An 813-nucleotide genomic window follows, 5' to 3' on the forward strand; every position below is an offset into this window, starting at 1 on the left:
AGCGACCATCACTTTATATTTAGAATAAAGCGAGCCCACCCTTAGCTTTCCTTCCTGCTCTTCAAAATAAAAGCCCCTGGCATTGAAAAAGGCGATATAGTCCCTGGGCGATTTCTCAAAAGGCGCCTGCATCCGTTCGGCGTAACCATGGTAGGCCTGTAGGGCCAAGGTATCGAAACGCTCCCTAAAGGTTGGGGCCATAGCGTGATAGAGCTTCGGAAATACCATAGGTAGAAATAGGGCGGTGGGACCTGGTCTAATCTCTTTGGCGGATTTGTCATTTAAAAGCCCTTCCAACAGTTTTTCGTTTTCACGTGCAAAACCAGGAGGGGAATAGGGGTTTGCACTCGTCTGCAGTAGGGTACTGCCTAGATCCAATGGCACTTGGTGGAACTTGGAATTCGTATAGGTCAGTATTCCCTCATTATATCGTACGCCTAGACTTTGAATAAGCGCACCGAGGACCTCCCTTTGGTCCAGGGTACGTTGGAACAGCTGGTCCCTGGCCCGTTGAATAAGCTCGGCCTTCTTTTGCAATTCCTGCTTTTCCTTATTAATGGCGGAAATATAAAACTTCTCACCAAAAGGATAGAAGTGGGAGGCGATTACCTTCCACAGGGTCTGATCATCGGTATGCAAGTATTTTTTAAGGAAGAGAAAACGCTCCGATTTCATCATTTCCCTAACCAAAACATCTATAGGAGTTTTCAGGATATGCTCGGAGAACAGGGGCTTGTACCTTAGATCCCTATAGGTCTTCTGGTAGACTTCCCTTAAGCAACGTTGGAACTCCAATTCCAATTGCCTGCTGTC

General features: G+C 46.9%; 1 protein-coding gene. It reads right to left on the reverse strand.

The window, feature by feature from the left end:
- Positions 1-813: hypothetical protein (locus tag F1E73_RS17720; RefSeq protein ID WP_191089068.1), on the reverse strand; the 813-nt coding region annotated here is incomplete at both ends.

Origin of the sequence: Arenibacter lacus (genome assembly GCF_008711145.1) — a bacterium.
Classification (GTDB): domain Bacteria; phylum Bacteroidota; class Bacteroidia; order Flavobacteriales; family Flavobacteriaceae; genus Arenibacter; species Arenibacter amylolyticus.